Here is a 23,764-nt window from a genome sequence, read left to right as displayed (position 1 = left end):
ATTGAGAAACTAAAAAAGGATCACTTTTGAATCATCCGCCTGAAATCAAATCCTAAATCCATTATACCGAATATCATGACAAGATAAAGCAGCGGGCTGAACATGATGGATAAAATGACGGCGATAGCCAGTAAGCCTTTTGGCCATTTTTTCTCGTGGCTGACAAAGCTTATAAAAGCGTACCCCTGCAGCAAAATGAGAATTTGGAATATCAGCATCAGATTCAGGACCGCTTTCGCAAAGAAGCTGCCCGTGTCCCCGCGCATCAGCAGGTTGGCTGCCATTGCCAGAATGAAATACCATAAGATATTCCCCGGCAGCCGCATTTCACGGAAAGGTGGAAAGGACGGAACCGGGACACCGAAACGTTTTGCGATTGGAAAATCCACGGAAATCAGCACCAAAACGGCAATAAAGGCAGACAGCAATAACAGGCTCGGCAAATAGACAGAATACATCTGGCTTGCGGCATCGGCCATTTGCGCAAACCGGTCCTCATAGGCCTGTGGTTCCCCAAGGCTGTTGACAAGAGATTTCGACTGTTCGATTGACTGCTGCATGATGTTTAAGTTTTCCGCGATGATATTCAGATGGAATAACTTCAGGGCGGCAAACAGCCCGATGATCGTGACTGCTAAAAAGGCCAGGCTGGTAGCTATGTATATAAATAATTTTGATTTTTTTAGCTGTATAGCGTATCCCATAACAAATCCAATACAACCAAAAAAAACGGCCATCGGGATTGCCATGACTGTTCCCATAATGGCGGACACAAGCAAACAAACCAGACAAAAGACAAGAATCGAACGCAAAGGATATTTGGCACAAAACAGGATAAAAGGCAGCGGAAGAAAAACCAGAACAATTATCCGGATCACCGGGACATGCAATGCAACAAGCAGCATGACGCCGAAAACCGCTGCAAGCATTGCCCCTTCTGTCAGCATTCTTGTTTTTTTCACACGCATGCTCCCTTCAAAAAAACCATCATTTCCCCTCATTTTACCATAACCCATCCATGAAGCAAAAAGATAATGAAATGAAAAAAGACAACCTGAAAACAGGGTGTCTTTTTTCATTCATATATTGAAGGAAAAATCCGGGTGATTTTTCCGCTGCTTATTTGTCTTCTGCAACATAAGGGAGCAACGCCATTTGACGTGCGCGTTTGATTGCAGTTGTCAGTTTACGTTGGTATTTTGCACTTGTGCCCGTTACACGGCGAGGAAGAATTTTTCCTCTTTCAGAAATGAACTTTTTCAGCAAGTCCACATCTTTATAGTCGATATGGGTAATATGGTTCGCTGTAAAGTAGCATACTTTCCGGCGTTTCCGTCCGCCTCTGCGTCCACCTGCCATTTTTTCACCCTCCTTTATCTCATCACTTTACGGGTCTTTCCGCATTAGAACGGAAGATCGTCATCAGAGATGTCAATTGGTTGTCCATCATTTGAGAACGGATCTTCATCCGGCTTTGAATAACTTTGATTGCGCTGATTCTGGTTTTGATCCTGGTTGTACCCCGGGAAAGCATTCCCTTGGTTGTTCCCGTAATTCTGGCTGCTGCTGCGTTCCTGATTCGCGCTTCTCGGTTCAAGAAACTGGACGCTTTCTGCCACGACCTCTGTGACATACACGCGCCGGCCATCCTGGGCTTCGTAGTTGCGTGTCTGAATCCGGCCGTCTACGCCTGCCAGACTTCCTTTTTTCAAGTAGTTGGCCACATTTTCAGCCTGTTTTCTCCAAACAACACAATTGATGAAATCCGCTTCCCTTTCCCCCTGCTGGTTGGTAAACGTACGGTTTACAGCCAGGGTAAAAGTAGCAACCGCTACTCCGCTCGGCGTATAGCGCAAATCGGGATCTTTTGTCAGCCTGCCTACGAGAACAACACGGTTCAACATCAGAATCAACCCCTCTCATCATTCAAAGTCCGTTTCACGTGAAACGTTTTATCGTTAAAAATTATTCTTCTTCTCTTACAACAATGTGGCGGATAATATCACCGTTAATCTTCGCCAGACGGTCAAATTCCTGGACTGCAACCGGTTCAGCATTCACGTTGATGATATGGTAGTAACCATCACGGAAGTCCTGAATCTCGTATGCAAGACGGCGTTTTCCCCACTCTTTCGATTCGATGATTTCCGCGCCCTGGTTGGTGAGGACATTGTCGAAACGCTCAACAAGCGCTTTTTTTGCCTCATCCTCGATATTCGGGCGGATAATGTACATAATTTCGTACTTTCTCATCTGTTTGTCACCTCCTTATGGACTATGCGGCCCTTTTATGTAAAAGGGCAAGGAGCAATGGTTCATGCGTTCATTACTCACAAGTCGTAAGTATACCATATCCCGCAGGCAAAATCAAATGTCTTAAAGACTTCATCCCGCATTTGGCTATCGCTGACATTCCCATTTTATCAAACATACGTTCCTTTTGCAAGGTCTTTTTATTAAAAACGGACTGAAATTTTTATCAAAAACAACAGGGGGGAGGCATCCGTTTCACTATGCTTCTATTTTCCGGATCACATTCGCCATTTCGATCGCGCTTACTGCTGCATCCCAGCCTTTGTTGCCTGCTTTCGTCCCGGCCCGCTCAATCGCCTGTTCGATCGTGTCGGTCGTGAGAATCCCGAAAATGACAGGCGTTCCTGTATGGAGGCTTGCATGGGCGACCCCTTTTGCCGCTTCCGCACTTACATATTCAAAATGCGGAGTCGCGCCGCGGATCACCGCGCCAAGTGCCAGCACGGCATCATATTTGTCCGTTTCTGCCATCTTTTTTGCCGCCAGCGGGATTTCAAACGCGCCCGGCACCCAAGCAAGATCAATGGCTTCTTCTCTGACGCCATGCCTCAATAATGCATCCTTTGCCCCGCTTACAAGCCTTGTTGTAATAAATTCATTAAAGCGGGCGGCAACCACGCCGATTTTTAAGCCGGTTCCAACCAGATTGCCTTCAAATACTTGTCCCATTTTGATCTCCTCCTATATATGCAGCAAATGCCCCATTTTTTCTGCTTTCGTCCGCAAATATCCTTCATTTTCACGGACAGGTGCGATTTCAACCGGCACTCTTTCCGCAATTCGGATACCGTAACGCGCCAATGCTTCCACTTTATCAGGATTGTTTGTTAAAAGCCGGACTTGCGTTGCCCCGGTATCTTTTAAGATTTGCGCAGCGATGCAGTAGTCGCGCATATCTGCCGGAAATCCAAGCCGGCGGTTGGCCTCCACTGTATCCAATCCTTTTTCCTGCAGCCGGTAAGCTTTCAATTTATTCAGAAGCCCGATCCCCCGGCCTTCCTGCCGCATATAAACGAGGACGCCGCGCCCTTCTTTTTCAATCCGCGCAAGGCTCCGGGCAAGCTGCGGGCCGCAGTCGCAACGGAGGGAACCGAAACAATCACCGGTCAGGCATTCGGAATGGATCCTTGCCAGCACCGGCTCTTCACTGCTTACTTCCCCTTTTATAAGGGCAACATGTTCTTCCCCCGACAGCAGATCTTTGTAACCGGCAGCCCGGAACGTGCCGTAACGCGTCGGCAGCGTGATTTCCGCTTCTTTTTGAATCAGTTTCTCATGTTTTTTTCTGTACTCGATTAACGATTGGATCGTCACCAGTTTTATGCCGGAATTTTTGGCGATTTCCTCCAGCTGGGGAAGGCGGGCCATCGTGCCGTCTTCCTTCATGATTTCGCATATTACGCCTGCCGGATTTGCGCCTGCCAGTTTTGCCAGGTCAACGGCTGCTTCCGTATGGCCGGACCGTTCCAGGACGCCGCCTGCTTTGGCCACTAACGGGAAAATATGCCCCGGCCGGTGAAAATCTTCCGCTTTCACCCCGTCTGCTGCCAGGTGCCGGACCGTTTTGGCACGTTCAAATGCGCTGATGCCGGTGCGAGTGGCGGCATGGTCAATGCTCACGGTGAAGGCCGTTTCATGGCTGTCGGTATTTTGCCGTGCCATCGGATAAAGATCGAGCTGCTGTGCTCTTTCCGCCGTAATCGGTGCACAGATCAGCCCGCGCCCTGCTTTGGCCATCAAATTGATCATTTCCGGTGTCGCTTTTTCCGCAAGGCCGATAAAATCACCTTCGTTTTCCCTGTTTTCATCATCGACGGCAATCACGACTTTTCCGCACTTTAAGTCTTCTACTGCTTCTTCAATGGTATGAAACAAGTTTTTCACCCCTTTGTTTAAATAAAATCATGTTCTTTCAGAAGCGTCATCATGCCGGTCTCTTTTTCCGCCCATTCTCCGTTCCTGAACAGCCCGGCCATGTACTTGGCCAAAATATCGCATTCAATATTCACGGCATCGCCAATCTTTTTTTCCGGCAATATCGTATGCTGCTGCGTATGCGGCACCAATGAAACGGTTAATTGCCCGCCCGCTGCCCCGAACACGGTCAGGGAAGTGCCGTCGAGTGCAACCGAGCCTTTTGGGATCAGAAAGGCAGACAGGGAGGAGGGAACAGAAATCGTCATGTACACGGCATTTTCCATCCTTTGCTTCAAGCAGACCGTGCCGGTGCCATCGACATGCCCTGTGACAAAATGCCCGCCGAACCGCCCGCCTGCAGCCATTGCCCGTTCAAGGTTGACTTTGCTGCCGATGTTCAGCCCGGCCAATGCCGTGCTGAAAAATGTTTCAGGCATGACATCAGCCGTAAATGCATGCTGCGTATAGGAAGTGACGGTTAAACAAACGCCGTTCACTGCAATGCTGTCGCCGGGCCGCACATCTTGAAGAACCGTCCTGGCCTGTACGGCAAGCTTAAGGGAGCGGGGGCCTCTTTCCACGCGTTTCAATATGCCGGTTTCTTCAATAATTCCTGTAAACATGCTCCGGCACCCCCTTTTGGACGGCAGCCGTAATTTTTAAATCCGGCCCGATCTGTTCCACTTTTTCAAACCGGAGCGGCAAAGCATCGGCCACCTTGTCAAACCCGTGTCCGCCGAAAGGGGACGGCGCGTTTTGCCCGCCGACCACTTTCGGGGCAATGTAAAAAATATACTGCTGCACTGCGCCTTCTTTTAAAAATGAGCTGTTTACCGCCGCGCCGCCTTCGACGAGCAAAGTCATCACGCCTTTTTTTCCGAGCGCCGCTAACACGTCACGGATCAAGAGGCGGGCATGCGGCATGCGGGCCACTTCGGCATTAAGCTGCTTCAGACATTGTTCTTTTTCTTTTGGTGCATCGCTTCCGCAAAAAATAATGGTTGGCGCATCGCCGTTTAGCACTTTCGCTTCCGGCGGGATGCGCAAATGGGTGTCTAATACAATGCGAATAGGATTTTTCCCGGAATGGGGCAAACGTGCGGTGAGAAGGGGGTTATCTTGGAGAACGGTTTGTATGCCGACAAGTATTGCATCATGCCTGCTTCTTAACCAGCGGGCATCACGCCTTGCTTCTTCACTTGTGATCCATTTGCTGTCACGGGTTTCAGCTGCAATTTTTCCGTCTGCCGTCATGGCGGTTTTGACAGTGACAAACGGTGTTTTCGTTTGAATAAAGTGGAAAAAAGGGCGGTACAACCTTTCCGCTTGTTCCTTCAATACCCCGGTTTCCACTTCTACGCCGGCTTGCCTGAGCTTTTCTATTCCTTTGCCTGCGACAAGCGGATTGGGGTCCAATGCAGCGATATATACTTTTTTGATGCCTTTTTCAATTAAAAAATCTGCGCACGGCGGCGTCTTTCCGTAATGAGTACACGGCTCCAGCGTCACAAAAACTTCAGCGCCCTTTGCAAGCGGCCCGGCTTGTTCCACTGCAAGCCTTTCCGCATGTTTTTCTCCTGCCTTTAAGTGGGCCGCCATCCCGGCGATCGTGCCGTTTTTCACGGCGACACTTCCAACCGGGGGATTCGGGGAAGTCTGCCCGGCCACACTCTCGGCCAATTGGAGTGCAAGCTGCATATAATCTTCTTTTTGCAATCCTTTCATGCCTCCTGTATTCAATTTCCGCCAACATACACCCGTGAAAACAAAAAACCCGCACGAAGATGTGCGGGGCAAAACGGCATAATGAAATACGCGTTCCAATAAACGCCTGATCCTTCTCCCATCCAGACTGTTACTGTCGGCTTTGGAATTTCACCAAATCCACCGCATTCCGGAGAATACGGGTCACGGGCTTTGAGTTTCCTCATCACCGCCGGTCGGGAATTGCACCCTGCCCCGAAGGAAAATATTCGACTGATATTTATTTTAACGGATGATTTGAATTTTTTCAATACAATTCGAATATTCGTCCAAAAGTCCTGTTATACATTAAACCTGAAATGCATGACATCGCCGTCCTGGACAACGTAGTCTTTTCCTTCCAGGCGCACTTTTCCGGCTTCTCTTGCAGCTGCCACGCTGCCATATTCGATTAAATCTTCATACGACACCGTTTCAGCCCGGATAAACCCTTTTTCAAAGTCGGAATGGATAATGCCTGCGCATTGCGGGGCTTTCATACCTTTTTTGAATGTCCACGCGCGGACTTCCGGTTCCCCAGCCGTAAAAAAAGTCGCAAGGCCAAGCAGGCTGTAAGCAGCTTTAATCAGCTGGTCAAGACCGGATTCCCGGATGCCGAGTTCGGTTAAAAACATTTTTTTCTCATCGTCATCCAGCTCGGCAATTTCTTCTTCAATGCGGGCACATATGACAATCACTTCCGCGCCTTCTTGCTTGGCATATTCGCGCACCTTCCCGACATACGGGTTTGCGGACGGGTCCTGAATGTCGTCTTCACCGACATTGGCCACATACAAAACCGGCTTGCTCGTTAAAAGCTGGAACCCTTTGACGATTTTTTGCTGGTCTTCGGTCAGTTCCACCGCCCGCGCCGGTTTTTCCGCTTCCAAAGCCGCCTTTAATTTGGCCAGCACTTCGTATTCGGCAACGGCTTCTTTATCCTTCTGTTTTGCTATTTTCTCCACACGCCCGATACGCTTGTCCACCGTTTCAAGATCGGCCAGGATCAATTCAAGATTAATTGTTTCGATATCATCAATCGGATCGACTTTCCCGGAAACATGTGTAATGTTCTCGTCCTCAAAACAGCGCACGACATGGCAGATTGCGTCCACCTGGCGGATATGGGAAAGAAACTTGTTCCCGAGCCCTTCCCCTTTGCTCGCGCCTTTGACGATCCCGGCAATATCCGTAAATTCAAAAGTGGTCGGCACCGTTTTTTTCGGATGGTACAGTTCTGTTAATTTTTCCAGCCGTTCGTCCGGCACTTCCACCATGCCGACATTCGGGTCAATCGTACAAAACGGATAGTTCGCAGATTCGGCCCCAGCTTTTGTGATCGCATTAAATAAAGTCGATTTTCCGACATTCGGCAAACCGACAATTCCGGCTGTTAACGCCATTTTATGTCCACTCCTTCAAACATTCTCGTATCTTTCAAGTTTTTCCCGGCCGTATCAAAAACCCCCAGGGTGCCGCTGGATGCGCCCGGTTAACATTTTTCGTTTGCCGGCCTTACTTAACCGCACCCCGGCTCCCAAAAAAAGACACCCATAAAAGGGCTATGCTTCTTCGTGCTTGACGAGGATTTTTTTCAGTTTGCGGGCAAATTCCCTGCGCGGCAGCAGCACGCTGTGTCCGCATCCTTCACATTTAATGCGGATATCCGCCCCCATCCGGATGATTTTCCAGCGGTTTGTGCCGCACGGATGCTGCTTTTTCATTTCCACAATATCATACAACCCGAAATTTTTATCTTCCATGTTCATCCCCCTTTAGAAATTGGCCGGCTAATGCCTCTTCTTTCTCAGTACGGGAATAAGTCACCATTTTAGGATAAGGTGCATGGATGCGATTTTCGTCCAATGCTTTTTTAATTTCTTTTTTCAACACTCTCGCAATATACCAGTGTGCCATCGGGAGGGTCTCCGCCACCACCCTGAGCGTAACATCCGTGGTGCCGAGCTGCTGGACGCCCAACAGTTCAGGCTCTGACACAACTTCTTCGTGCTCTCCCGCAAATGACACCAGTATTTCCTGAATGGCCGCTTCCGCTTTGTCGATATCCTCTTCGTACGGAATACGGACATCCACAACGGCGACGCTGTTATAAATGGACAAATTGGTGACTTCGGAAATATTGCCGTTCGGAATGATGTATAATTCGCCGGTCCAGTTTTTGATTTTTGTTGTCCTGAGCCCGATTTCTTCCACAACGCCTTCGTATTTCCCGATCTGCACCGTATCGCCGACCGAAAACTGGTCTTCAAAGATAATAAAGAATCCGGAAATCACGTCTTTTACAAGGCTTTGTGCCCCGAACCCGACAGCCAGCCCGACAATTCCGGCACCGGCCAGAAGCCCCTGGACATTGATGCCGAGAATGGACAAAATCGTGACAATGGCAACAAACCAGACGAGATAGGTCAATGTGTTCACCATCAGCCGCAACAATGTGGCCTCGCGCCGCTCTGAAAACCGGAGAGGGGCTTTGGCGCGGACTGCAAAAATTTTGCCGATCGCCTTTTTGCCGAATTTAATGACCAGTGATGCGACAAGCAGCACCACAATCATCTTCAGCACTGTCTCCCCGACTCCGATCCATGTATTTTCATTTAACCACTTGGATGTGAGGTGTTTGAGATATGTCTCAAAATGGCCCATATTCCACCAACCTTCATTTCTTTTAACGTTATTGTAACAAAAAAACCGCGCTTGCTCGACAACCGGCTCCGCTTTTCAAAAATTACCTTTTTGATTGGCGGCTGAATCAAGTGTAAAACTGCCGGTTGCGGGTATCAAAAAAGAGATATGTTAATGTATAGATTTTTTTGATTTTCCGTATACTGGTACTATTACAAAGAGGGAGTGGCTGATATGAATCTGAGAAAAGGACAATTGGAATTCGGCGGCAATCGTATCAAGGTATTTCATGATGATGTTCTGGCAAAAGAAATCATATCCAACCATATTTTATCAGCACTTCCGAAAAGCATAAACCGGGAATTGGTGGTGGTCTGCATCGGCACCGACCGTTCCACCGGGGATTCGCTCGGGCCTTTAACGGGCACTTTTCTGGAAGAAACAGGCCTGGCCTGCTTCAACGTATACGGAACGCTGGATAAGCCGGTCCATGCTTTAAACCTGGAAGAAAATATTGAAAGGATTTATCAAAAGCACCACGACCCCTTCATCATTGCCGTCGATGCCTGCCTTGGAAAAATGAAGAGCGTCGGCATGATCCAAATCGGCGACGGCCCGGTGAAACCGGGGGCGGGTGTAAAGAAAGATTTGCCTCCTGTTGGCGACATCCATATTACAGGCATTGTGAACATCAGCGGTTTTATGGAGTTTACCGTCCTTCAGAATACCCGTTTAAATCTTGTTCTGAAAATGGCAAAACTGATCGCTGCAGGCATCAGCCGCGCCCATCTGCATCTTCAATACCAAAACGCCATGATTTCCATGAACAGCGGACAGGAGAAGGAAAAGCTGATTTAAGTTATCCGGAAACAGCAGCATTTTTGAAACCGTTTATCCGAAATCCCCCGGTGAACGCAAACTTCTAAACAATAATATCATGACAACGAAACCAAATGAATGAATAAGCCGGCAACCTGTATAGCCCCCGGGATCCAGTGAAAGGATCCGCAACTTCAGTAAGTTTCTGCCGGTTCACATTCATACTTCAACCGATAAACAGGTGTTGATTCATTCTTTTAAAATTCATCCGAAAACCGTATGGTAAGCATGCAACAGGCCGACCAGCACGGCAACCACCAGGATGCCCGGCAATAAATTCGCCACCCTGATTTTGGCAAGCCCCGCAATATTCAAACCGATGGCAAAAATCATAATCCCGCCGGTTGCCGTCATCTCGGTAATAAACGAGTGCAGCACCGGTGCGGGGACAAGCCGGTTGATTTGCGTGGCAAATAACGCAATAGCGCCTTCATACAGGATCACCGGAACAACCGAAAAAACCACCCCGAAACCGAGGGTTGAAGACAAGATCAGTGCTGTGAAACCGTCCAGAACAGATTTCGTGTACAGCACCGTATGGTCGCCCCTGATTCCACTATCCAATGCTCCGAGAATGGCCATCGCGCCAATCACAAAAACGAGCGTTGCCGTGACAAAGGCTTCGGCCGTACTGCCCTGGCTGCTGTTTCCAAACTTTTTTTCCAGCCAGGCACCAAGCCCGTTCAAATGAGCTTCAAGCTGCAGCATTTCGCCGATGACTGCGCCAATCACAAGGCTCAATATTACAATAATATACTGTGCACTTTTCAGCCCCATTCCGAGCCCCAGCACCATCACCGCAAGCCCGATCGCCTGCATTACGGTGCCTTTCATTTGCTCCGGAATATGGTTTAACAGCCTTCCGATAAACGAACCGGCTACAATGCTCAGCCCGTTTACAATTGTCCCCAGCAATACCATCTTTTTCACCCGTTTTTGTCTTCATCTTTGTAATTCTTACGTTTCCTGTTCAAAACCGGCATCCAGCAATTGCAATATCCGTTCTAAATCTTCATTGGACATAAATTCAATTTCAATTTTCCCTTTTTTCTTTGTCCGCTTAATATGAACGGTTGTCCCAAACTTTTCGCGCAGAACCGTTTCGTGTTCCTGGATAAAAATATCTTTTTCCTGTTTGTCTTTCTTCGTTTCACGTGAAACATTCCGGTTCAACTGCTGGACAAGCTTTTCCAGCTGGCGGACACTTAATCCATCGGCAATAGCCTTTTCAGCGATTTCTTCCATTTTTTCTTTCTTTTCCAGGCCAAGCAGCGTACGGCCGTGCCCCATCGAAAGTTTGCCTTTAGACATGGCTTCCTGGATGCTGACCGGCAAAGACAAAATACGGAGGTGATTGGCAATATAGGGCCGGCTTTTTCCGAGCCGTTTTGCCAGCTCCTCCTGTGTAACATTTAATTTTTCAAGCAAAAACTGGTACGCATTGGCTTCTTCAATTGGCGTTAAATCTTCCCGCTGCAGGTTCTCGAGCACAGCAAATTCCATCATCTGCCGGTCGTTCAAATCGCGGATGACAACCGGCACCGTTGTAAGTTTTGCTTCTTTTGCAGCTCTGTATCTCCGTTCCCCGACAATGATTTCGTATCCTTTAATGCTCTTGCGCACGATAAGCGGCTGCAGGATGCCATGCTGGAGAATGGATTCTTTTAATTCATTAAGCGCTTCGGGTTCAAAATTTTTCCGCGGCTGATAAGGATTCGGGCGCAATTCTTTAATATTGACTTCCTGCACGGCATCTTCTTTGTCGACGTCCATATTCGCAAACAACGCGTTAATGCCTTTTCCAAGTCCCTTAGCCATTTGCCGCCACTTCCTTTGCTAAGTCTAAATACACTTCCGCACCGCGCGATTTGGGGTCGTAAAGAATAATCGGCTGCCCGTGGCTCGGCGCTTCGCTTAACCGGATATTGCGGGGGATAATGGTACGGTATACTTTGTCCCTGAAATATTTTTTCACTTCTTCAATGACCTGGAGCCCCAAGTTGGTACGGGCATCGAGCATCGTCAGCAACACGCCGTCAATCATTAGATTGTGGTTCAAATGCTTCTGGACAAGCCTGACCGTGCTGAGCAGCTGGCTTAACCCTTCCAACGCGTAATATTCGCACTGGACGGGGATAATGACGGCATCCGACGCGGTCAGTGCATTTAACGTCAATAGCCCGAGAGAGGGGGGGCAGTCAATGATAATATAATCATAATCGTCTTTGATGGCGCTGATCGCCCGCTTTAACCTGACTTCTCTTGAAATGGTCGGAACCAGTTCAATCTCCGCTCCCGCCAGTTGAATCGTTGCCGGCACGGAATAAAGCCCGTCCACGGCCGTTGCCCTGATCACATCTTTTATATTCGCATCTTCCACTAACACATCATAAATACACTGCTGAACTTCGCCTTTATCAATTCCGGCTCCGCTTGTTGCATTTCCCTGGGGGTCGGTATCGACAAGCAAAACCTTCTTCCCGATGTATGCTAAGCAGGCACCCAAGTTGACAGAAGTGGTTGTTTTTCCTACGCCTCCTTTTTGATTGGCGATAGAAATCACTTTTCCCACGGTTGCCACCTACCTTTTTTGTCACGCTAGTCACGGCCCGTCTGCATTTGCAGAAACGGCAAACACGTAACTTTATTGTATCAAAGTTTGCAAGATTCGTTTACTGTAAACCGAAAAAAGGTTGTTTCAAGTTTTTTCGGCAATTGAAAACCAGGAGGCGCGGCTTCTAATGCCAAAGCCTTGCACCCATGCAGAAAAGAACGCAGCACCGCCGGGATACCAGGAAAAAGGGCTTTGTTGTAAAGCCAAGGCAGGCAGCACAAACCCGGCAGATGTTTAAAGCCGGTGGATAGGGAGTGGCCTGCACCTGAAAAAAAGAAACCTGTCATCCAAGTTTCTTTTATTGGGATTTCGCCTTTTTCGGGATCCGAATCGTAATTTGATAGTAGTCCTCGAAATCTTCTTCTTTTGAATCGAGATTGATCCCGGAATCGGTCACCATGGAAACAGACTGGCGGATCGTATTGACGGCAATGCGCATATCTTTGCTGAACGCTTGTCTGCGCGGCTTTGCTTTTTTTTCCGGCTTATTCATCATACGGGTGACATAATCTTCCGTTTGTTTCACATTTAAATTTTTTGCGAGTATTTCATTGAGGACGCGAACCTGCTTTTCCGCCTCTTTTAAAGGAATCAATGCCCGTGCATGGCGTTCCGTGATCTGTTTTTTCAAAAGGGCTTCCTGCACTTCCGGGGGCAATTTCAAAAGGCGCAGTTTATTTGCAACCGTTGATTGTCCTTTGCCAAGGCGCTGTGCCAGTGCTTCCTGGGTCAAATGGTGAAGTTCCAAAAGCTTTCCGTAAGCCATCGCTTCTTCAATCGGCGTCAGTTCTTCGCGCTGTAGGTTCTCAATTAAAGCAATCGAGGCTGTTTCCGTATCGCTCATATTCTTTATGATGGCAGGCACGGTTTCCCAGCCCAGTTTCCGGACAGCCCGGAATCTTCTTTCCCCCGCAATGATTTCATACTGGCCTGCTTCGTATTCGCGGACGACGATTGGCTGGATGATGCCATGGGTGTGGATCGTTCTTGCAAGTTCATCTATTTTCTCTTCATTAAAAATGGTCCGTGGCTGAAACCGGTTCGGGATAATGCAGGAGACGGAGATATTTTTAATCTCTTCATTTTCATTCTCTGCTTCCAGTTCTTCTTCCCCGATTTCTTCCTCCACTCCGAAAAAACGAGAGAAAGGATGCTTCATTCACTGTACACCACCTTATAAATTCTCCCTAACTACTTATTCTCTATTATAAGACAAGTTCCTGCCAAACTCCCGGCGATTTTTCGAACAATCTCCCTCATTTTAGCGCATCATCCCGATTTCCGGCACGGTAAAACGCCCGCCTTATTCAAGCGGGAGTTTTACCGGGGTTCCCGGTTTGCGCGGATATTTTTTCGGCGTTTCCTTTACCTTTTTGACGACAATCAGGTTTCTTTCACTTTCTTCAACCGGCAAGGTAAAGTTGTATACATTTTCCGTTTGTCCGCCGAGGAGACGGATCGCTTTTTCCGCTTTTTCGAGCTCTTCTTTGGCATGCTGGGCTTTCATCGCGATAAATCTGCCGCCGGGTTTCACAAGCGGCAGGCACAGTTCGGAGAGGACGGACATTCTGGCGACCGCCCTTGCCGTGACCACATCGTATTGTTCGCGGTGTTCCGGTTTTTTGGCAAAGGTTTCAGCCCTGTCGTGAAATAGAAAAACTTGTTTTAAACCGAGCGCTTCTGTTAAATGCCCGAGAAATGTAATCCTTTTTTGCAATGAATCGACAATCGAAAGCCGGATTTCCGGAAAACAGATTTTTAACGGGATGCCCGGAAAGCCGGCGCCGGCGCCGACATCACAAACGTGCAGTGGGCCGTTAAAATCGGTAAAAAAGGCGGCTGTCAGCGAATCATAAAAATGTTTGAGATACACTTCCCCTTTTTCCGTAATCGCCGTTAAGTTCATCTTGTTGTTCCAGTCAACAAGCCATTCATAATACGTTTCAAACTGCTTCTTTTGTTCCCCGCTTAAGGTGATGCCTTTTTCAGCCAATAATGGAATGAATTGTCCGCTGTCCATTTTTCCATCCTTTCGGTTGATATGTAAAAAAAGGGAGAAGCCGGAAAAACCCGGGATTCATGCCTTATCCAGGGATTTTTGCAATTTTCCCCTGTTCAATGTAGACAAGCAAAATTGAAATATCAGCCGGATTTACGCCGGAAATGCGCGATGCCTGGGCAATCGAGATCGGGCGCACTTTGTTTAATTTTTGGCGCGCTTCCGTTGCCAGCCCGTGGATCGCATTATAATCAATATCAGACGGGATTTTTTTGTCTTCCAGCTTTTTCATCCGTTCCACTTGCTGCAATGATTTTGCGATATAGCCTTCATATTTGATCTGGATTTCCACCTGTTCTTCCACTTCAGGCGGAAGTCCCGTTTCAGGCGGCACAAGCGCTTTGATATGTTCATACCGCATTTCCGGCCGTTTCAGGAGATCAGCGGCGTGGATGCCGTCTTTCAGTTCGCTTCCTCCCGCTTCCCGGATCAGTGTCTGCGTTTTTTCATCCGGTTTCAGAATGACGGATTTCAAACGCTTGATTTCCGCTTCAATCGCCTGTTTTTTCGCCGTAAATTTCCGGTAACGTTCTTCGGAAATCAAGCCGATTTTATAGCCAATTTCAGTCAGCCTGAGATCTGCATTGTCATGGCGCAGCAGCAGGCGGTATTCGGCACGGGAGGTCAAAAGGCGGTACGGTTCGCGCGTTCCTTTTGTGACCAGGTCATCAATTAAAACACCGATATAAGCATCGGAACGGCGGAGGACAAGTTCTTCTTTCCCCAGTGCTCTCTGCGCTGCATTGATACCGGCAATAATCCCCTGCCCGGCTGCTTCTTCGTAACCGGACGTCCCGTTGATTTGGCCGGCTGTATAAAGGTTCTTCACTTTTTTCGTTTCGAGTGTCGGCCACAGCTGGGTCGGCGTGATCGCATCATATTCAATCGCATAACCGGGGCGCATCATTTTTGCATGCTCCAGCCCTTCAATTGAGGCCAAAATTTCCCTTTGCACTTCTTCCGGCATGCTTGTTGAGAGCCCTTGTACATATACTTCTTCAGTGTGGCGGCCTTCCGGTTCCAGGAAGAGCTGGTGGCGGGGCTTGTCATGGAAGCGGACGACTTTGTCTTCAATCGACGGGCAATAACGCGGCCCGGTGCCTTTGATCATGCCGGAAAACATCGGCGCGCGGCCGAGATTGGCGTCAATAATGGCATGGGTGCGTTCATTGGTGTAAGTCAGCCAGCAAGGGAGCTGGTCCGTGATCACCTTCGCCGTTTCATAACTGAATGCCCGCGGTTCCAGATCGCCCGGCTGGATTTCCGTTTTGCTGTAGTCAATCGTTTTGCCGTTTACGCGCGGCGGCGTCCCGGTTTTAAACCGGACGAGGTCAAAGCCGAGCTCTTCCAATTTTTCAGCGAGGGCAATGGAAGGCTGCTGGTTATTCGGGCCGCTTGAATATTTCAGTTCCCCGATAATAATTTCGCCGCGCAGGAACGTGCCGGTCGTCAGCACAACCGTTTTGGCTGTATATTTTGCGCCGGTTTTTGTAACAACGCCTTTGCAGATGCCGTCATCAAGCACGAGTTCCTCGACCATTCCTTGCAAAAGCGTCAAATTTTCCTGGTTTTCAATAGTTTTTTTCATTTCACGTTGGTATTCGACTTTATCCGCTTGGGCCCTGAGCGCCTGCACGGCCGGCCCCTTTCCGGTATTCAGCATCCGCATTTGGATATAGGTTTTATCGATATTCCTGCCCATTTCACCGCCAAGTGCATCGATTTCGCGGACGACGATCCCTTTTGCCGGACCGCCGATCGACGGGTTGCACGGCATGTAGGCAATCATATCGAGATTAATCGTGATCATTAACGTTTTGGCACCGATTCTTGCGGCGGCCAGGCCTGCTTCACAACCGGCATGCCCGGCGCCGACTACAATGACATCATAGTCTCCTGCATCGTATTGCCGCATGCTTATCACTCCTTCATTTTATAAAATCAAACGCCCTCCGCTTTTCTTATTGTCCAGCTGCGGGCGTTATCGGCTAGCGGATTTTCCGGCCTCTTCCCTACGATAAGCGGGCATCGGCTCGTTCCTCGCCGTGTTTCCTTTATCCCGCATTAACGGGCAGTAAGACCCCCGCCACAGGTATGATAAAAATATGACACAATAGGCTAAGCGGGGGTCAACTGCCCGTAAATGTCCGATTGGTTCAACTTGCAATCATCAGGGCCGTGGCCCTGATGATTGCAGTTTCACTCAATCTCAGTCAGAGGCCTAATAAAATCCGTACGCCGATGAGCAAACGCCCTCCGCTTTTCTTATTTCCCGAGGCAGAATTGGGAGAAGAGTTGGTTCAACAAGCTTTCCTGGACGGTGTCACCGATGATTTCGCCGAGCAGGTCCCATGTCCGGGTCAGGTCGATTTGGATGATATCAATCGGGGTGTTGGATTGAATGCCGTTTTGCACATCTTGAATGGCTTCTAGTGCCTGGTTCAAAAGCGCAATATGGCGGCTGTTTGATACATATGTCAGGTCGCCTGTTTCCATCTGCCCTTCAAAATACATCGCAGCAATCGCATCTTCCAATTTCTCCATGCCTTCCTCCGTTACAAGCGACGTGGTAAGGATTTTCGCGCCTTGCGCAAGTTCGCGGACGCTTTCCATCTCCACTTGATGCGGCAGGTCCCACTTATTTAAGATGACAATCACATCCATGCCTTCCACCGCTTCAAACAAAGCCTCATCTTCCGGGCTGAGCGGCTCGGATGAGTTGATAACAAGCAAAATCAAATCCGCTTCCTTGAGCGCTTTCCGCGAACGTTCCACACCAATTCGTTCTACGATATCTTCTGTTTCGCGGATGCCTGCGGTGTCAATCAGGCGCAGCGGCACACCGCGGACATTGACGTATTCTTCGATCACATCGCGTGTCGTGCCGGGAATATCGGTGACAATGGCCTTATTTTCCTGGACAAGGCTGTTTAATAATGATGATTTTCCGACATTCGGGCGGCCGATAATAGCCGTTGACAACCCTTCCCGCAAAATTTTTCCCTGGTGCGCTGTCCGCAACAGTTTTTCGATTTCATTTTTGATGTACTGTGCTTTCTCTTCCAGCATGCGGTGCGTCATCTCTTCAACATCGTCGTATTCCGGATAATCAATATTGACTTCGATATGCGCGACGACTTCCAATATTTCCTGGCGCAACCTTTTGACCAGTTTCGACAACCTGCCTTCCATCTGGCCGATCGCCACGTTCATCGCTTTGTCCGTTTTAGCGCGGATTAAATCCATGACAGCTTCCGCCTGCGACAGATCAATGCGTCCGTTCAAAAACGCCCGTTTTGTAAACTCACCCGGCTCAGCAAGGCGCGCACCATTTTTTAAAACGAGCTGCAATACCCGGTTTACAGCGACGAGCCCACCATGGCAGTTGATTTCCACGACATCTTCGCGCGTGAACGTTTTCGGCGCTTTCATCACGCTCACCATCGCTTCCTCAATGGTTTCGGCAGTGTCCGGGTCGACAATTTTCCCGTAATGGATCGTGTGCGAAGGGACATCCGCCAGTTTTTTCCCGCCGACACCTGCAAATAATCGATTCGCAATCGAAATCGCATTTTCGCCGCTCAGCCGGACAATCGAAATCGCTCCCTCTCCCATCGGCGTCGAGATCGCCGCAATTGTATCCATTTCCATTTTTTCACCCCGCTTCCTTTTTTGGTCATTTATATAAAAGATTGGCACTCTGCTTTCTTTTTTTCACCTAACGTAATAGAATACCAAATTTTTTCGCGAATACAAGTGATATGTTCTTTTCCACAATCCACAAAAAGCCGATAACTCCATTTTAACTTATCCACATGTGAATAACAACGGCAGAAAAAGCTGATTATCCCAGGTTGTGGATATGCCGGCTTTTTTTCATGCGGCAAAAAAAGCTGCACCACGGTGGGTACAGCTAAAAAAAACGCCTCCCCCGGTTTCCCGGATGGAGGGCGTTTAATGCTTTGCCAAATCAATGACAACATACCGTTTTGGTTCATTTCCTTCTGAATAGGTTATGACATGTTTATGATGGGCGAGCGCACTGTGGATGATTTTTCTTTCATAGGATGGCATCGGCTCCAGCTTTACCGGCCGTCCGGTGCGCAAAACCTGGGCAGCAAGCCTTTCCGCAAGCCGGTTTAGCGCCTCTTCCCGCCTTTCCCGGTAATTGCCAATATTAAGCATCACTCTTTCATAATGCGGATAATACCGGTTTGCGGCCAGCTGCGTAAGAAACTGCAACGCATTTAAAGTTTGTCCCCTTTTTCCGATCAGCACCGGCAGGTTTTCGCCCGTCACGTTAATATGCAATGTCCGGTCATGTTCTTCGAATTGGAGGCCGGGGGAAACCCCCATTTTTTCGATAATATTGCGCAAATAGGAGAGCACTTGTTCAACCGGCGTCTCTTTCAGCCGGACACGGACGACAGCCGGTTTCGCGCCGAACAGGCCGAATATGCCCTTTTTGCCTTCATCAAGGATCTCAATCTCCACATTTTCTTTTTCCGCTTCAAGCTCCTGAAGGGCCTGGTTGACAGCATCCTCTACATTTTGCCCTGTTGCGGTCGTTTCTTTCATTTTTTCGTCCCCCTGGCTTTTGCGTTTTGGACAGGCATGCTTGCAGCAGGACTTTTAATGAAATACGACTGGACAATCATAAAGATGTTCCCGACAATCCAGTACAGCGGCAGCGCGGACGGGAGCCCCACGCCGATCACAATAATCATGATGGGCATAAACCAAAGCATCATGTTCATTTGCATTTTCATTTGCGGATTTGCATCATAATTCCCCCCGGACATCATCACTTTTTGCTGGAGAAAGGTGGTGATGCCGGCAATCACAGCAAGCACATAATCCGCGGACCCGAGGTCAAACCAAAGAAAAGAGGACTCGCGGATGGCCGGCGTCCGGTTGATGGCATGATAAAATCCGATTAATATCGGCATTTGGATTAAAATCGGCAGGCATCCTGCAGCAGGATTAATATGGTACTCCTGATACAGTTTCATCATTTCCTGCTGGAGTTTTTGCCGTGTTACCGCATCTTTTGACGCATATTTTTCCTGCAGTTTTTTTATTTCAGGCTGGAGTGCCTGCATGGCTTTCGCACTTTTTAGTTGGGTAATATTCAGCGGCAAAATGGCTAGGCGGATGATAATCGTAATCAAAATAATGGACAGCCCGTAGCTGCCCCCCAGAAACCGGGCTGCCTTTATAATCAGCCAGGATAAGGGATATACAATATACTGGTTCCAGATTCCTTTGCTTTCCGGTGTGATATCCTGGTTAAATTCCGTACAGCCAGCCATCACGGCAGCAAGGGCAAGTACCATTCCAGCCAGCGCAAACTTTTTTCCCAATCGTTTGTCCTCCCCTGTATGAGATTTCAGCAAAAAACGCTTACTTTTTCAGATGTTCCAAAGCAGCCGGATGCTGCCGCACGCCCTGGTAAATTTCTTCTTTTATTCTAACTTTTTTTAAGGGCATTGGCTATTTTCAGAACGTGGATTAAGCTCTTTTTGACTTCATGGTAATTCATCTCGGCCGCCGGTTTTCTGGCGATAATAATATAATCATATCCGGGCGGGATGTCTTCTTTCAACTCTAAAAACACTTGCCGGATATATCTTTTGATTTCATTTCTTTTGACGGCATTCCCCAGCTTCTTGCTGACGGAAAGCCCGATTCTGAAATGTTTCCGGTTTTTCTTTTTCAGCACGTATACAACAAACTGGCGGTTTGCGAACGACTTCCCGTGCTTGAAAACCTCCTGAAATTCTGTATTTTTTTTTACCCGATAAGATTTTCTCATATATACTCCTTCTGTCCTGCCAACAGTGATGCAGCCAAAAGCGGCGGCCGGAACCGCCTTTTTAGTTAAAAAAAACCACTGAGACTTTTCAGTGGTTATGCGGATAATACTTTTCTTCCTTTGCGGCGCCGTCTTGCCAATACTTTGCGGCCGTTTTTTGTGCTCATGCGCGCACGGAAGCCGTGGACTTTGCTTCTTTTTCTTTTATTTGGCTGATAAGTTCTTTTCATGTATGACACCTCCTCGAGGGAATTCGTTCGAATGATAAACGACAGTCTATATTATTATAATGACGAACTTTCCTGCTTGTCAAGGCTCTCCAAAACTCCGCGTACCTGGCATTCGTCTTCCCGCTTAAAATAACGGGCCGTTTTTCCAGCTCCGCTTCCGTGCTCTTCTGGTCCAAAACGGCGTCCTGTTTCCGCGAAAAACGGGGCGGGATGATCCCTCCCGGTTATCATCCGCTATTTTTCCGCACAGCCGGAATGTGGATAATTTTTCGGCGGATTTTCAAGTATCCACAACAATTATTGACAAGTTTCACACAAATTCAGAGCATGTGGATAATGATTTTTCACACCTTTTGCGAATTGTGGATAATTTACAAAGATCATTGCAACACCTAAGATTATCTGTTATGATTATTGTGTTTTAACCCTGAATAACCGGTTGTGTATAACTAATTCATCCACAGTTTGTGGATAACTTGTGGACAGTTTATCCAAACCATTGGAATAAAGTTGTCCACAATTGGTGGATGATGTCGAAATTCCGTATTTATTCCTTATTATATATTTTTCCACCATACAAACATGTGCATGTTTATAAATGGCCGCAACCTTCGCCGAAACAATGTTACACAGACAGAGAGAATGGTTATTTTTCGTTTGATAAAAAGGAGGGATTGGCGTTGGAAAATATCGCTGATCTTTGGGAAAAAGCATTGTCCGTGATAGAAAAGAAGATCAGTAAACCCAGCTTTGACACCTGGCTCAAGTCGACTAAGGCATACTCGCTGAAAAACGATACGTTTGTCATTTCCGTGCCGAATGAGTTTGCCAGGGACTGGCTGGAGGGCCATTATATTCCGCTCATCACAACGGTCTTGTACGACATAACCGGAGAAGAGCTTGAAATTAAATTTGTTATTCCGCAACAGCAGGACAGTGATGAACCAGAGCTGTTCCCGTCCCCGAAAAAATCAGCGGATAAATTGAATGATACCCGCGATTATCAGAGCATGCTGATTCCAAAGTATACATTCGATACCTTTGTCATTGGTTCCGGTAACCGTTTTGCGCACGCTGCTTCCCTTGCCGTTGCCGAAGCGCCGGCAAAAGCCTATAACCCATTGTTCATATACGGCGGGGTGGGCCTTGGAAAAACGCATTTAATGCATGCGATCGGCCACTATGTACTAGAGCATAATCCAAAAGCCAAAGTGGTGTATTTGTCTTCTGAAAAATTCACGAATGAATTCATCAATTCCATCCGGGACAATAAAGGAGGCGAATTCCGGAACAAATACCGGAATGTGGATATCCTTCTGATAGATGATATTCAGTTTCTCGCCGGAAAAGAATCCACGCAGGAAGAATTTTTCCATACATTTAATGCGCTGCATGAGGAGAGCAAGCAAATCGTCATTTCAAGCGACCGGCCCCCGAAAGAAATCCCGACGCTTGAAGAAAGGCTGCGTTCGCGGTTTGAGTGGGGATTAATCACAGACATCACACCGCCTGACCTTGAGACGCGCATCGCCATTTTGCGAAAAAAGGCGAAAGCGGACGGTTTGGATATTCCGAACGAAGTGATGCTTTACATCGCGAATCAAATTGACACGAACATCCGTGAACTGGAAGGCGCATTGATCCGTGTTGTCGCCTATTCTTCGCTGATCAATAAGGATATCAATGCCGACCTTGCCGCAGAAGCACTGAAAGATATCATCCCAAGCGCCAAGCCAAAAACGATTACGATCGAGGACATTCAAAAAGTTGTCGGGGAAGAATACCATGTGAAAATGGAAGATTTTAAAGCGAAAAAGCGCACGAAATCCGTTGCATTTCCGCGCCAGATTGCCATGTATTTATCCAGGGAACTGACGGATTTTTCGCTGCCGAAAATCGGGGAGGAGTTCGGCGGGAGAGATCATACAACCGTGATCCATGCCCATGAGAAAATTGCCAATTTGATTCAAACGGATGCGCAATTTCAAAAGAAAATTGAAGAACTGCAAAATTTGCTGAAAAATGGGTAGCCCACGGTTCAAAAAGCGGGCTAGCGCATATTGTGCATAACAACGGATAATGTATGAACAGTCTGTCCACATGTGGATAGACTGTATTTCATTGCAGCGGCAACGTTATCCACATGTTCACAACCCCTATTACTAGTACTACTGTTTTTTAAAAAAAGATTAAGTATAAGTATATGCGTCACACGATGGAGGAATAACCATGAAATTTTCTATTTTGCGGAACCGCCTGATCGAAAGTGTCCAAGATGTGTCAAAAGCCATTACGTCCAAAACCACGATTCCGATTTTAACCGGCATTAAAATTACCGCTTCAGAAGAAGGGATCACGTTTACAGGCAGTGATTCCGATATTTCAATTGAGTCATTTGTGCCAAAAGAAGAAGACGGGGATGAAATTGCTGTCATTCAGCAAACAGGCGGCATTGTGCTGCAGGCAAAAATTTTTGGGGAACTGGTCAAAAAGCTGCCAATGGATATTGTGGAGATAGAAGTGGTCAATCAATTCCAGACCATCATCCGTTCAGGCAAATCCAACTTTAATTTAAACGGGCTTGATGCGGAAGAGTACCCGCATTTGCCGCAAATTACGGAAGACAAAGTGATCCGGATTCCGGCAGATATTTTAAAAAATCTGATCCGGCAAACGGTATTTGCCGTTTCCACCGCGGAAACCCGACCGATCTTGACAGGTGTAAATTGGAGCATTAAAGGCAGCAGGCTGAACTGTATTGCAACAGACAGCCACCGCCTGGCGCAAAGGACAGCGGAAATCGAAACGGCCGCAGATGCCGAGTATAATATTGTAATTCCGGGGAAAAGTTTAAATGAGTTGAATAAAATTTTGCCGGATTCGAATGAACCGGTGGGAATTGTCATAACGGATAATCAGGTTTTATTTAAAGCAAAGCATTTATTGTTTTTCTCGCGTCTGCTGGAAGGAAATTACCCGGATACATCACGGCTGATCCCGACAGATGGAAAAACGGAAATCGTTGTGAATACAAAAGAGTTTCTGCAAGCCATTGACAGGGCATCGTTACTCGCAAAAGAGGGGCAAAACGCAAATGTCGTGAAACTTTCATCCGTTACGGATATCCCGGGCACGATTGAAATCACATCCAATTCGCCGGAAATCGGGAAAGTGACGGACAGGGTAAACTGTAAATCCATTGAAGGGGAAGAATTAAAAATCTCGTTTAGTTCCAAATATATGATGGACGCGTTAAGAGCGCTGGAAGGAACGGAAATCACCATCCGTTTTACCGGGGCGATGAGGCCTTTTATCATCCGGCCGGTGCATGATGATACGACGCTGCAGCTGATTTTGCCGGTAAGGACGTACTGATGAAAATTGCCTGTTGAAAAACAGGCTTTTTTCATCTCCGCTGCATGCGGAAAAACAGGGGCGAAAACGGGAATGCCTTGACACATGTATGTGTAAAATTTTACTCGAAGGGGCAAATGAGTGGAAAAAAATAGGAAGACACTCTACTATCTAAATGTACACCCTGAATGAACATC

General features: G+C 47.7%; 25 protein-coding genes and 1 riboswitch. Of the genes, 3 read left to right on the top strand and 22 right to left on the bottom strand.

The window, feature by feature from the left end; all coding sequences use genetic code 11:
• Nucleotides 1-20: 20 nt before the first annotated feature.
• The 11 genes from IC21_RS14565 to IC21_RS14515 form a co-directional block, all read right to left on the bottom strand.
• Nucleotides 21-968, bottom strand: coding sequence for a YybS family protein (locus tag IC21_RS14565; protein WP_202622404.1), 948 nt, complete (start codon nt 966-968; stop codon nt 21-23).
• A 151-nt stretch (nt 969-1,119) separates the two neighbouring features.
• Nucleotides 1,120-1,359: a 30S ribosomal protein S18 gene (rpsR, locus tag IC21_RS14560; RefSeq protein ID WP_013860883.1), complete on the bottom strand. Its 240-nt coding sequence runs from the start codon at nt 1,357-1,359 to the stop codon at nt 1,120-1,122.
• Between the two features lie 44 nt (nt 1,360-1,403).
• Nucleotides 1,404-1,904 (bottom strand): single-stranded DNA-binding protein, encoded by a 501-nt coding sequence (ssb, locus tag IC21_RS14555; RefSeq protein ID WP_017554535.1) that lies wholly within the window; start codon nt 1,902-1,904, stop codon nt 1,404-1,406.
• A 61-nt stretch (nt 1,905-1,965) separates the two neighbouring features.
• Entirely contained in the window at nt 1,966-2,253 is a 288-nt protein-coding gene (rpsF, locus tag IC21_RS14550; protein ID WP_013860885.1) for a 30S ribosomal protein S6, read from the bottom strand.
• Nucleotides 2,254-2,511: 258 nt separating this feature from the next.
• Entirely contained in the window at nt 2,512-2,982 is a 471-nt protein-coding gene (gene ribH, locus IC21_RS14545; RefSeq protein WP_019720267.1) for a 6,7-dimethyl-8-ribityllumazine synthase, read from the bottom strand.
• A gap of 12 nt (nt 2,983-2,994) precedes the next feature.
• Nucleotides 2,995-4,188, bottom strand: coding sequence for a bifunctional 3,4-dihydroxy-2-butanone-4-phosphate synthase/GTP cyclohydrolase II (locus IC21_RS14540; protein ID WP_029142102.1), 1,194 nt, complete (start codon nt 4,186-4,188; stop codon nt 2,995-2,997).
• A gap of 17 nt (nt 4,189-4,205) precedes the next feature.
• Nucleotides 4,206-4,853, bottom strand: coding sequence for a riboflavin synthase (locus tag IC21_RS14535; protein ID WP_013860888.1), 648 nt, complete (start codon nt 4,851-4,853; stop codon nt 4,206-4,208).
• On the bottom strand, nt 4,834-5,955 hold the full coding sequence (gene ribD / locus IC21_RS14530) for a bifunctional diaminohydroxyphosphoribosylaminopyrimidine deaminase/5-amino-6-(5-phosphoribosylamino)uracil reductase RibD (protein WP_142236792.1): 1,122 nt from the start codon (nt 5,953-5,955) through the stop codon (nt 4,834-4,836). Before ribD ends, IC21_RS14535 begins: the two co-directional genes overlap by 20 nt.
• Nucleotides 5,956-6,061: 106 nt before the next feature.
• A riboswitch (FMN riboswitch) is annotated at nt 6,062-6,201 on the bottom strand.
• Nucleotides 6,202-6,275: 74 nt separating this feature from the next.
• Entirely contained in the window at nt 6,276-7,376 is a 1,101-nt protein-coding gene (ychF, locus tag IC21_RS14525) for a redox-regulated ATPase YchF (protein WP_029142104.1), read from the bottom strand.
• Nucleotides 7,377-7,535: 159 nt separating this feature from the next.
• Nucleotides 7,536-7,736 carry a DUF951 domain-containing protein gene (locus tag IC21_RS14520; RefSeq protein WP_013860891.1) on the bottom strand — a complete coding sequence of 67 codons (201 nt, stop codon included), beginning with the start codon at nt 7,734-7,736 and terminating at the stop codon, nt 7,536-7,538.
• A complete protein-coding gene (locus IC21_RS14515) occupies nt 7,726-8,637 on the bottom strand; it encodes a mechanosensitive ion channel family protein (RefSeq protein WP_029142105.1) in 912 nt (303 codons plus the stop codon). The genes IC21_RS14520 and IC21_RS14515 overlap by 11 nt, the downstream gene beginning before the upstream one ends.
• 213 nt (nt 8,638-8,850) lie before the next feature.
• Here IC21_RS14515 and yyaC point away from each other — a divergent pair, with 213 nt between their 5' ends.
• Nucleotides 8,851-9,474, top strand: coding sequence for a spore protease YyaC (gene yyaC, locus IC21_RS14510; RefSeq protein ID WP_019720262.1), 624 nt, complete (start codon nt 8,851-8,853; stop codon nt 9,472-9,474).
• 225 nt (nt 9,475-9,699) lie between these two features.
• Here yyaC and IC21_RS14505 read toward each other — a convergent pair whose 3' ends face one another.
• From IC21_RS14505 to rpmH, 11 genes are all read right to left on the bottom strand, one after another.
• The gene (locus tag IC21_RS14505; protein ID WP_013860894.1) at nt 9,700-10,416 is read right to left on the bottom strand and encodes a DUF554 domain-containing protein; all 717 of its coding nucleotides are present in this window, start codon (nt 10,414-10,416) and stop codon (nt 9,700-9,702) included.
• A gap of 36 nt (nt 10,417-10,452) precedes the next feature.
• Entirely contained in the window at nt 10,453-11,313 is an 861-nt protein-coding gene (locus IC21_RS14500) for a ParB/RepB/Spo0J family partition protein (protein ID WP_029142106.1), read from the bottom strand.
• Nucleotides 11,306-12,067: a ParA family protein gene (locus tag IC21_RS14495; protein WP_014096611.1), complete on the bottom strand. Its 762-nt coding sequence runs from the start codon at nt 12,065-12,067 to the stop codon at nt 11,306-11,308. The genes IC21_RS14500 and IC21_RS14495 overlap by 8 nt, the downstream gene beginning before the upstream one ends.
• A 340-nt stretch (nt 12,068-12,407) precedes the next feature.
• Nucleotides 12,408-13,268, bottom strand: coding sequence for a nucleoid occlusion protein (gene noc, locus IC21_RS14490; protein WP_013860897.1), 861 nt, complete (start codon nt 13,266-13,268; stop codon nt 12,408-12,410).
• A gap of 144 nt (nt 13,269-13,412) precedes the next feature.
• The gene (rsmG, locus tag IC21_RS14485; RefSeq protein ID WP_029142107.1) at nt 13,413-14,129 is read right to left on the bottom strand and encodes a 16S rRNA (guanine(527)-N(7))-methyltransferase RsmG; all 717 of its coding nucleotides are present in this window, start codon (nt 14,127-14,129) and stop codon (nt 13,413-13,415) included.
• A gap of 64 nt (nt 14,130-14,193) precedes the next feature.
• Complete coding sequence (gene mnmG, locus IC21_RS14480) at nt 14,194-16,083, bottom strand: tRNA uridine-5-carboxymethylaminomethyl(34) synthesis enzyme MnmG (protein ID WP_029142108.1); 1,890 nt, start codon at nt 16,081-16,083, stop codon at nt 14,194-14,196.
• Between the two features lie 350 nt (nt 16,084-16,433).
• Nucleotides 16,434-17,819: a tRNA uridine-5-carboxymethylaminomethyl(34) synthesis GTPase MnmE gene (mnmE, locus tag IC21_RS14475; RefSeq protein WP_029142109.1), complete on the bottom strand. Its 1,386-nt coding sequence runs from the start codon at nt 17,817-17,819 to the stop codon at nt 16,434-16,436.
• Nucleotides 17,820-18,122: 303 nt separating this feature from the next.
• The gene (gene jag, locus IC21_RS14470) at nt 18,123-18,746 is read right to left on the bottom strand and encodes an RNA-binding cell elongation regulator Jag/EloR (protein WP_029142110.1); all 624 of its coding nucleotides are present in this window, start codon (nt 18,744-18,746) and stop codon (nt 18,123-18,125) included.
• Nucleotides 18,743-19,531, bottom strand: a complete 789-nt coding sequence (yidC, locus tag IC21_RS14465; protein WP_013860902.1) for a membrane protein insertase YidC — start codon at nt 19,529-19,531, stop codon at nt 18,743-18,745. Before yidC ends, jag begins: the two co-directional genes overlap by 4 nt.
• Before the next feature lie 107 nt (nt 19,532-19,638).
• A complete protein-coding gene (rnpA, locus tag IC21_RS14460) occupies nt 19,639-19,983 on the bottom strand; it encodes a ribonuclease P protein component (RefSeq protein WP_013860903.1) in 345 nt (114 codons plus the stop codon).
• Between the two features lie 95 nt (nt 19,984-20,078).
• Entirely contained in the window at nt 20,079-20,213 is a 135-nt protein-coding gene (rpmH, locus tag IC21_RS14455; RefSeq protein ID WP_003397591.1) for a 50S ribosomal protein L34, read from the bottom strand.
• Between the two features lie 527 nt (nt 20,214-20,740).
• On the opposite strand from rpmH, the gene dnaA reads away from it, so the two are divergent.
• Nucleotides 20,741-22,243 carry a chromosomal replication initiator protein DnaA gene (gene dnaA, locus IC21_RS14450; RefSeq protein WP_496196988.1) on the top strand — a complete coding sequence of 501 codons (1,503 nt, stop codon included), beginning with the start codon at nt 20,741-20,743 and terminating at the stop codon, nt 22,241-22,243.
• Nucleotides 22,244-22,442: 199 nt separating this feature from the next.
• The gene (gene dnaN, locus IC21_RS14445) at nt 22,443-23,588 is read left to right on the top strand and encodes a DNA polymerase III subunit beta (RefSeq protein WP_017552555.1); all 1,146 of its coding nucleotides are present in this window, start codon (nt 22,443-22,445) and stop codon (nt 23,586-23,588) included.
• The last annotated feature ends 176 nt before the right edge of the window (nt 23,589-23,764 follow it).

This window comes from Heyndrickxia coagulans DSM 1 = ATCC 7050 (genome assembly GCF_000290615.1).
Classification (GTDB): Bacteria; Bacillota; Bacilli; order Bacillales; family Bacillaceae_C; genus Weizmannia; species Weizmannia coagulans.
This window is presented reverse-complemented; position numbering and strand designations above follow the sequence as displayed.